This window comes from Streptomyces albospinus (assembly GCF_014648695.1).
Classification (GTDB): domain Bacteria; phylum Actinomycetota; class Actinomycetes; order Streptomycetales; family Streptomycetaceae; genus Streptomyces; species Streptomyces albospinus.
The window spans coordinates 288,008-295,029 of record NZ_BMRP01000001.1; the positions used below are offsets into that span (position 1 = coordinate 288,008).

Genomic DNA, 7,022 nt, shown 5'->3' on the forward strand with positions numbered 1-7,022 from the left:
AGGGCCGTGGGGACTCAGAGGACCTTGGACAGGAACGACTGGGTCCGCTCGTGCTGCGGGTTGGTCAGGACCTCGCGCGGGTGGCCGGACTCGACCACCACGCCGTCGTCCATGAAGACCAGCGAGTCGCCGACCTCGCGGGCGAAGCCCATCTCATGGGTCACCACGACCATCGTCATACCGTCCGCGGCCAGGTCCTTCATGACGTCCAGGACGTCGCCGACCAGCTCCGGGTCGAGGGCCGAGGTCGGCTCGTCGAAGAGCATCAGCTTGGGCTCCATGGCCAGCGCGCGGGCGATCGCCACCCGCTGCTGCTGTCCGCCGGAGAGCTGCGACGGGTAGTTGCCGGCCTTGTCGGCCAGGCCGACCCGGTCCAGCAGCTTGGTCGCGCGCTCCCGCGCGGACGCCTTGGACTCGCCCTTGACCTGGACCGGCGCCTCCATGATGTTCTCCACCGCGGTCATGTGCGGGAAGAGGTTGAAGCGCTGGAAGACCATGCCGATGTCGCGGCGCCGGGCGGCGACCTCGCGGTCGCGCAGCTCGTAGAGCTTGCCGTTGTGCTCGCGGTAGCCGACCAGTTCGCCGTCGACCGACAGCCGGCCGGCGTTGATCTTCTCCAGGTGGTTGATGCACCGCAGGAACGTCGACTTGCCGGAGCCGGACGGGCCGATCAGGCAGAAGACCTCCCGGGGCGCCACCTCCAGGTCGATGCCCTTGAGGATGTGGGCCGAGCCGAAGGACTTGTGGACGCCCTCGGCCTTGACCATCGGGGTACCGGACTTGCTACTGCTCATGCCGCACCTCCGGCGCGGTTCGGACCGGCCAGCTTCGCCTTGAGGCGCTGGAACGGGGTGGGCGGAAGCTGGCGGCTGGAGCCGCGGGCGTAGTAGCGCTCCAGGTAGAACTGGCCGATGCTCAGCACCGTCGTGGCGATCAGGTACCAGGCGGCGGCCAGGATCAGCATCTCGACCACGACACCGGAGTCCCGGCCGACGTTCTGCGCGGCCTGGAGCAGGTCGTAATACTGGACGGCGATGACCAGGGACGAGGTCTTGAGCATGTTGATGACCTCGTTGCCGGTCGGCGGCACGATCACCCGCATCGCCTGCGGCACGACGATCCGGCGCAGCGTCTTGCCGTGGCTCATGCCCAGCGCGTGCGCCGCCTCGGTCTGCCCCTCGTCGACGGCGTTCAGACCGGCCCGGCAGATCTCGGCCATGTACGCGGCCTCGTTGAGGCCCAGGCCCAGCAGCGCGCACAGGAACGGGGTCATGAAGTCCGACCACTCGTCCTTGTAGATCGGCATGATGTCGATGTACTGGAAGACCAGGCCGAGGTTGAACCAGAGGAACAGCTGGACGTAGACCGGGGTGCCGCGGAAGAACCAGATGTAGAACCACGCGACCGTCGAGGTCACCGGGTTCTTCGACTGCCGCATGACCGCGAGGATCACGCCCAGCACGATGCCGATGACCATGGCCAGCAGCGTGATCCACAGGGTGTTCCGCAGACCCTTGAGGATGTCCGGGTTGAACATGTAGTCGGGTATCGCGCCCCAGTTGACCTTCCCGGCGGCGAATGCCTTGACGAGCAGCGCCAGCAGCCCGATGACGACGAGCGCGGCGACCCAACGCCCGTAGTGGCGGACCGGAATGGCTTTGATGGGCTCGGGCTGGGCCGGCGGAGGGGCCGCCGGCGGCTCGGCCGGCTTGTCGACGTCAACTGACACGGATGTTGCCTTTCAGCATTCGGCGGGAGTTGCGCGGAGCGGATGGTGCGGGGCTGCGGACGGTGCCGACGGCGGGCTCAGGAGCCGCCGTTGAGCTGCACGTCCTTGACCGCGGCATCCTTGACGTCCCACTTCTGGAGGACCTTGGCGTACGAGCCGTTCTTGATCGCGAGCTCCACGGCCGCCTTGAGCGCGTCGCGCAGCTGCTGTTGGTCCTTGGGGACGGCGATGCCGTACGGCGCCGCCTTGAGCGGGGCACCGCCGACCATCTGGAAGTCGTTGCCGCCGCCGGAGACCTTCACCGCGTACGCCGCGACCGGGTAGTCGCTGGAGACCGCGTCCACACCGCCGGTACGCAGCCGGGTCTGGGCCTCGGAGTCGTTGTCGAACGCCTCGATGGAGATGGGCTGCTGGCCGTTGGTCTCACAGGCCTTGGACTTGTCCTTGGCCAGGTCGTGGGAGACCGTGCCGCGCTGCACGGCGAGCTTCTTGCCGCACAGCGTCTCCCAGCTGTCGATGCCGTTGGTCTTGCCCTTCTGGGCGTAGAGCGAGACGCCGACGTTCAGGTAGTCGACGAAATCGACGCCCTCACCGATCTTCTTCCCGGTGCTGCTGTCGATGCCCTGCTGGCGGTCCTTGGTGTCCGTCATCGCCGACATCGCGATGTCGTAGCGCTTGGACTTCAGACCGCCCATGAGGGTGTCGAAGGTGGCGTTGTTGAAATTGAGCTTGATGCCCAGTTCCTTGCCCATCGCCTCCGCGAGGTCCGGGTCGATGCCCTCGACCGCGCCGTTCGAGCGGTACTCCACCGGCTTGTACGTGATGTCCGAACCGACCTGGAGCATGGCCTTGTCCTGGACATCTTTCGGCAGCATCTTGAACAGCGGCGCACTGGTGTCGCGGTTCTTCTGCGCCGCCCGCCGGGCCTTCGCCTCCTGGGTCTGGTCACCACACGCGCTGACCAGCAGCAGCGAGGCGGTGACCGTGGCTATCGCGGCAGTGGCCCTCGCGGACTTACCGAACCTGCCGGCCGCCGCGCGACGGGTGGTGTCTGCGGTCATGCTGATCCTCCTGCGGATGGTTAACCGACGTGCCAGTGTGAGCAGCCGATGAGCTGGTGAAAAGGGGGCGGGCACACACCTTTGGGCACCTTTGAGCGTCGCGACCTCGATCGGTGACGGAATCTTGCCATCTGGACTCCGGTATTCGGACTGTCACTCAGGTCAAAATCGCATAACGGACGAGCGATGCGCGGCGACGGCCTTGTGGCGCAAGGGGAGGCCGGTGCGGCCGGGGCGCGGGGAAGTGCAGCAAAGGCCGGTGATGTCTCGATATCCGGACAGTCGTGCGGGATTTTCGATGATTTCGGGTATTCCGCCGCTATTGTCGGAGCCTTGTACCGGCAGGTAATGAATCTAACTCGTCGGCTTCCGCGCCCGTCCGGTAGAAAGGGTCGTTACACCCCTCATCCGGGGCTCAGGGCGCGTGTGCGGCGCGCCCGGCGTCCGTACCTCCCCCCGCGCGGTGGCTATCCGCCGAGCAGGGCGCGGACGCGGTGCCCGCCCACCCCCCATCCAGGGAGTGGCCACCCTCAACAGATTTATGACAAAGGGGTCAGACAAAGTGGCAGCGGAGATCGTCAATCCTCGCAGCGACAGCGAAACGGGCGCGGAAGGTCCGGGCACCACGTCCGGCGAGTTCTTCGACCCGGCCTTCGCGCTGCATCGCGGCGGAAAAATGGCCATCCAGGCGACCGTGCCGGTGCGCGACAAGGACGACCTGTCCCTCGCGTACACGCCGGGTGTCGCCAAGGTGTGCAGCGCCATCGCCGAGCAGCCAGAGCTCGTGCACGACTACACATGGAAGTCCCAGGTCGTGGCCGTGGTCACGGACGGCACCGCCGTTCTGGGCCTGGGCGACATCGGCCCGGAAGCCTCGCTCCCCGTGATGGAGGGCAAGGCCATCCTCTTCAAGCAGTTCGGCGGCGTGGACGCGGTCCCGATCGCGCTCGCCACCACCGACACCGACGAGATCGTGGAGACCGTCGCGCGGCTCGCGCCGTCCTTCGGCGGCGTCAACCTGGAGGACATCTCGGCACCGCGGTGCTTCGAGATCGAGCGCAGGCTCCAGGAGCGGCTGGACATCCCGGTCTTCCACGACGACCAGCACGGCACCGCGGTGGTCACCCTCGCCGCGCTGCGCAACGCCGCCAAGCTCACCCGGCGCGAGCTCGGCGAGCTGCGGGCGGTCATCTCGGGCGCCGGTGCGGCCGGTGTCGCCATCGCCAAGATCCTGATCAACGCGGGCATCGGCGATGTGGCGGTCTGCGACCGCAAGGGCATCGTCTCGGCGGACCGCGAGGACCTCACGGACGTCAAGCGCGAGCTCGCCGGCTTCACCAACAAGGCGGGCCTGACCGGCACGCTGGAGGCCGCGCTCGACGGCGCCGACGTCTTCATCGGGGTCTCCGGCGGCACCGTGCCGGAGGAGGCGGTGGCGAAGATGGCGAAGGACTCGCTGATCTTCGCGATGGCCAACCCCAACCCGGAGATCCACCCGGACGTCGCCCACAAGTACGCGGCCGTCGTCGCCACCGGCCGCAGCGACTTCCCGAACCAGATCAACAACGTGCTGGCCTTCCCCGGCATCTTCGCCGGGGCGATGCAGGTGCGCGCCTCGCAGATCACCGAGGGCATGAAGCTCGCCGCCGCCGAGGCGCTGGCCGCCGTCGTCGCCGATGAGCTCAGCGCCGACTGCGTCATCCCCTCGCCGTTCGACGAGCGGGTCGCCCCGGCCGTCACCGCGGCCGTGGCCGCCGCCGCCCGTGCGGAGGGTGTCGCCCGCCGCTGACCGCGGCACCGGGCGGATACGCCGACGGGCCGGGCCCGCACCCGAGGAGGGAGCGGGCCCGGCCTTCGCCGTGCACCGGCCGGCGGCCCGGACGCCGCGGCACGGCTCCGGCCACCCGCCACGGCCCGGCCGTACGCGGTGCGTGTCACACCCGTACGCGCTGTTGCGGCGCGCGGACGCGGCCTACGTTGGGATCATGTTTGCTGCCTACGCCGCCCGCATCGACCGCGACCAGCCCCTGAACGGCCTCGAATTGGGGGAGCGCCCGGCCCCCGGGGCCCGTCCCGGCTGGACGACCGTCAACGTCAAGGCCGCCTCCCTCAACCACCACGACCTGTGGACGCTGCGCGGCGTCGGGATCACCGAGGACGCGCTCCCGATGATCCTCGGCTGCGACGCCGCCGGAGTCGACCAGGACGGCAACGAGGTCGTCCTGCACTCCGTCATCGGGCAGACCGGCCACGGCGTCGGCCCCGCCGAGAAGCCCTCCATCCTCACCGAGCGCTACCAGGGCAGCTTCGCCGAGCAGGTCACCGTCCCCACCTGGAACGTCCTCCCCAAGCCGAAGGAGCTCTCCTTCGAGGAGGCCGCCTGCCTGCCCACCGCCTGGCTGACCGCGTACCGGATGCTGTTCACCAACGCGGGCGTACGGCCCGGGGACAGTGTGCTGGTCCAGGGCGCGGGGGGCGGTGTGGCGACCGCCGCCATCGTGCTCGGCGCCGCCGCGGGCCTGCGGGTCTTCGCCACCAGCCGGGACGAGACCAAGCGCAAGCGGGCCGTGGAGCTGGGCGCCGAGGCGGCGTTCGCGACCGGCGAGCGGCTGCCGCGGCGGGTGGACGCGGTGATCGAGACGGTCGGAGCGGCGACGTGGTCCCACTCCGTGAAGTCGCTCAGGCCCGGCGGCACTCTGGTGATCTCGGGCGCCACCAGCGGCTTCACCCCCAAGAGCGGTGAACTCAACCGGATCTTCTTCCTGGAGCTGAGGATCGTCGGTTCCACGATGGGCAGCAAGGAGGAGCTGGCCGGCCTGCTCAGCTTCTGCGCCGCCAAGGGCATCCGCCCGGTCATCGACTCCACCCTGCCGCTGGACCGGGCGCGCGAGGGCTTCGCGAAGATGGCGGAGGGCGAGCTGTTCGGGAAGATCGTGCTGACGGTGTGATGCCTCGTCACATCCGGGGAGGGAGCGGGGACGTGCGGATCCTGCGCGCGGACGGGCGGGCGGCCGTGCCGTGGAGCAACGGCGGCGGGCTCACCCGCGAGGTCGCGGCCCACCCGCCGGGCGCCGGCTGGGACGCCTTCGCCTGGCGGGTGAGCCTGGCCGACGTCACCCGGGACGGCCCGTACTCCCCGCTGCCCGGCGTCCGGCGGATCCTCACCGTCGTCGACGGCGCCGGGCTGGAACTGACCGTGGACGGCGCCGTGCACCGACTGCCCGGCCGGTTCCGCCCGTTCGCCTTCCCTGGTGCCGCAGTCACCGGCTCCCGGTTGCTCGGCGGCCCGGTCGTCAACCTGAACGTGATGTGCCGGGAGGGACGGGCGACGGCGGCCGTCACGGTGGTGCGTGGGAGCCGAGAGATGGCGCCGGGGCCGCGCACCACGGCTCTGGTGGTCGCGGTGGCGGGCGACACCTGGCTCGGTGCCGCGGCGGCGGGGGAGCCGGGCGTGCGGCTGGGGCGGTTCGACGCGGCGGTGCGGGAGCCGCCGGGGGACGCGGCGGCGCCGGTGGTGGTACGGACGGACGGGGCCGCGGTGCTGATCGAGCTGTCCGACGTCAACGGGGCCGCGGCGACGGGACGTTGACCACGGTTCCGTGCAGTCGGTAGCGGGCGACGGAGGGCGCGTAGTTGAGGACATGGCCGCCGTCGGTGCTCAGGAAGGCGCTCAGCGCCAGCATCGCGTCCGGGCGCCGCCAGCGCTCCCAGCCGGCGAGCACCGCGTCCGCCGCCGGGCGCTGGCTGCCGGCGTCCGGTACGAGCCAGGCGCTGACGAGGACGGTGGCGGCGTCGGGGCGCCGGAAATCCGGGAAGTCGGTGGCGGGCGGCATGGGGGCTCCGTGGTGATCCGTGGTGATCCGTGGTGGCGTACGGGAGCCTGGTGCCTCAAGTGCGGTTGAGGTCAAGGAGGATGGGGCGGAGGCGGCGGGGGCCGCGGGCCGCCGCGGCGGTGCGGGCAGCCGGCACCGCCCTCCCCCCCCCGCGTCCCTAGTCGTCGCCCTGCGTGCCCGAGGAGTACTCCTCGGGGTGGCGCAGCAGGGCGCCGATGTGTGCGGCGGCGGTGGACAGCCGGCGGCGGGATTCCCGCAGTTGCTCGGCCGTGATGCCGTGGTCGCGGGCCGCGTCCCGCAGGTCGTCGCGGAAGCGGTCCAGCAGCCGGTCGAAGTCGCGGGCCGGGTCGCCGCTGTCCGGTTCGGCCGCCCACGCCGGGGCGGGCGGGGCCGCGGCGG

Annotated in this window: 7 protein-coding genes and 1 pseudogene; 3 read left to right on the forward strand and 5 right to left on the reverse strand. The window is 70.5% G+C overall.

Features of this window, described 5'->3' with window-relative positions:
- Positions 1-14: 14 nt before the first annotated feature.
- The 3 genes from IEZ17_RS01500 to IEZ17_RS01510 all read right to left on the reverse strand — a co-directional run bounded on the left by IEZ17_RS01500 (position 15) and on the right by IEZ17_RS01510 (position 2,790).
- Positions 15-767, reverse strand: coding sequence for an amino acid ABC transporter ATP-binding protein (locus IEZ17_RS01500; RefSeq protein WP_189296185.1), 753 nt, complete (start codon positions 765-767; stop codon positions 15-17).
- Positions 768-790: 23 nt separating this feature from the next.
- Positions 791-1,729: an amino acid ABC transporter permease gene (locus tag IEZ17_RS01505; protein WP_189295481.1), complete on the reverse strand. Its 939-nt coding sequence runs from the start codon at positions 1,727-1,729 to the stop codon at positions 791-793.
- Between the two features lie 77 nt (positions 1,730-1,806).
- Positions 1,807-2,790 (reverse strand): ABC transporter substrate-binding protein, encoded by a 984-nt coding sequence (locus IEZ17_RS01510; RefSeq protein WP_189295484.1) that lies wholly within the window; start codon positions 2,788-2,790, stop codon positions 1,807-1,809.
- Positions 2,791-3,352: 562 nt separating this feature from the next.
- On the opposite strand from IEZ17_RS01510, the gene IEZ17_RS01515 reads away from it, so the two are divergent.
- From IEZ17_RS01515 to IEZ17_RS01525, 3 genes are all read left to right on the forward strand, one after another.
- Positions 3,353-4,579: an NAD(P)-dependent malic enzyme gene (locus tag IEZ17_RS01515; protein WP_189295486.1), complete on the forward strand. Its 1,227-nt coding sequence runs from the start codon at positions 3,353-3,355 to the stop codon at positions 4,577-4,579.
- A 196-nt stretch (positions 4,580-4,775) separates the two neighbouring features.
- The gene (locus IEZ17_RS01520) at positions 4,776-5,738 is read left to right on the forward strand and encodes a zinc-binding dehydrogenase (protein WP_189295488.1); all 963 of its coding nucleotides are present in this window, start codon (positions 4,776-4,778) and stop codon (positions 5,736-5,738) included.
- A 32-nt stretch (positions 5,739-5,770) separates the two neighbouring features.
- Positions 5,771-6,379: a HutD/Ves family protein gene (locus IEZ17_RS01525; protein WP_229851659.1), complete on the forward strand. Its 609-nt coding sequence runs from the start codon at positions 5,771-5,773 to the stop codon at positions 6,377-6,379.
- Here IEZ17_RS01525 and IEZ17_RS01530 read toward each other — a convergent pair.
- A complete protein-coding gene (locus tag IEZ17_RS01530) occupies positions 6,351-6,623 on the reverse strand; it encodes a hypothetical protein (RefSeq protein ID WP_189295492.1) in 273 nt (90 codons plus the stop codon). The genes IEZ17_RS01525 and IEZ17_RS01530 overlap by 29 nt on opposite strands.
- Before the next feature lie 157 nt (positions 6,624-6,780).
- Positions 6,781-7,022, reverse strand: a pseudogene (locus IEZ17_RS41920) (PadR family transcriptional regulator); the annotation flags it as partial.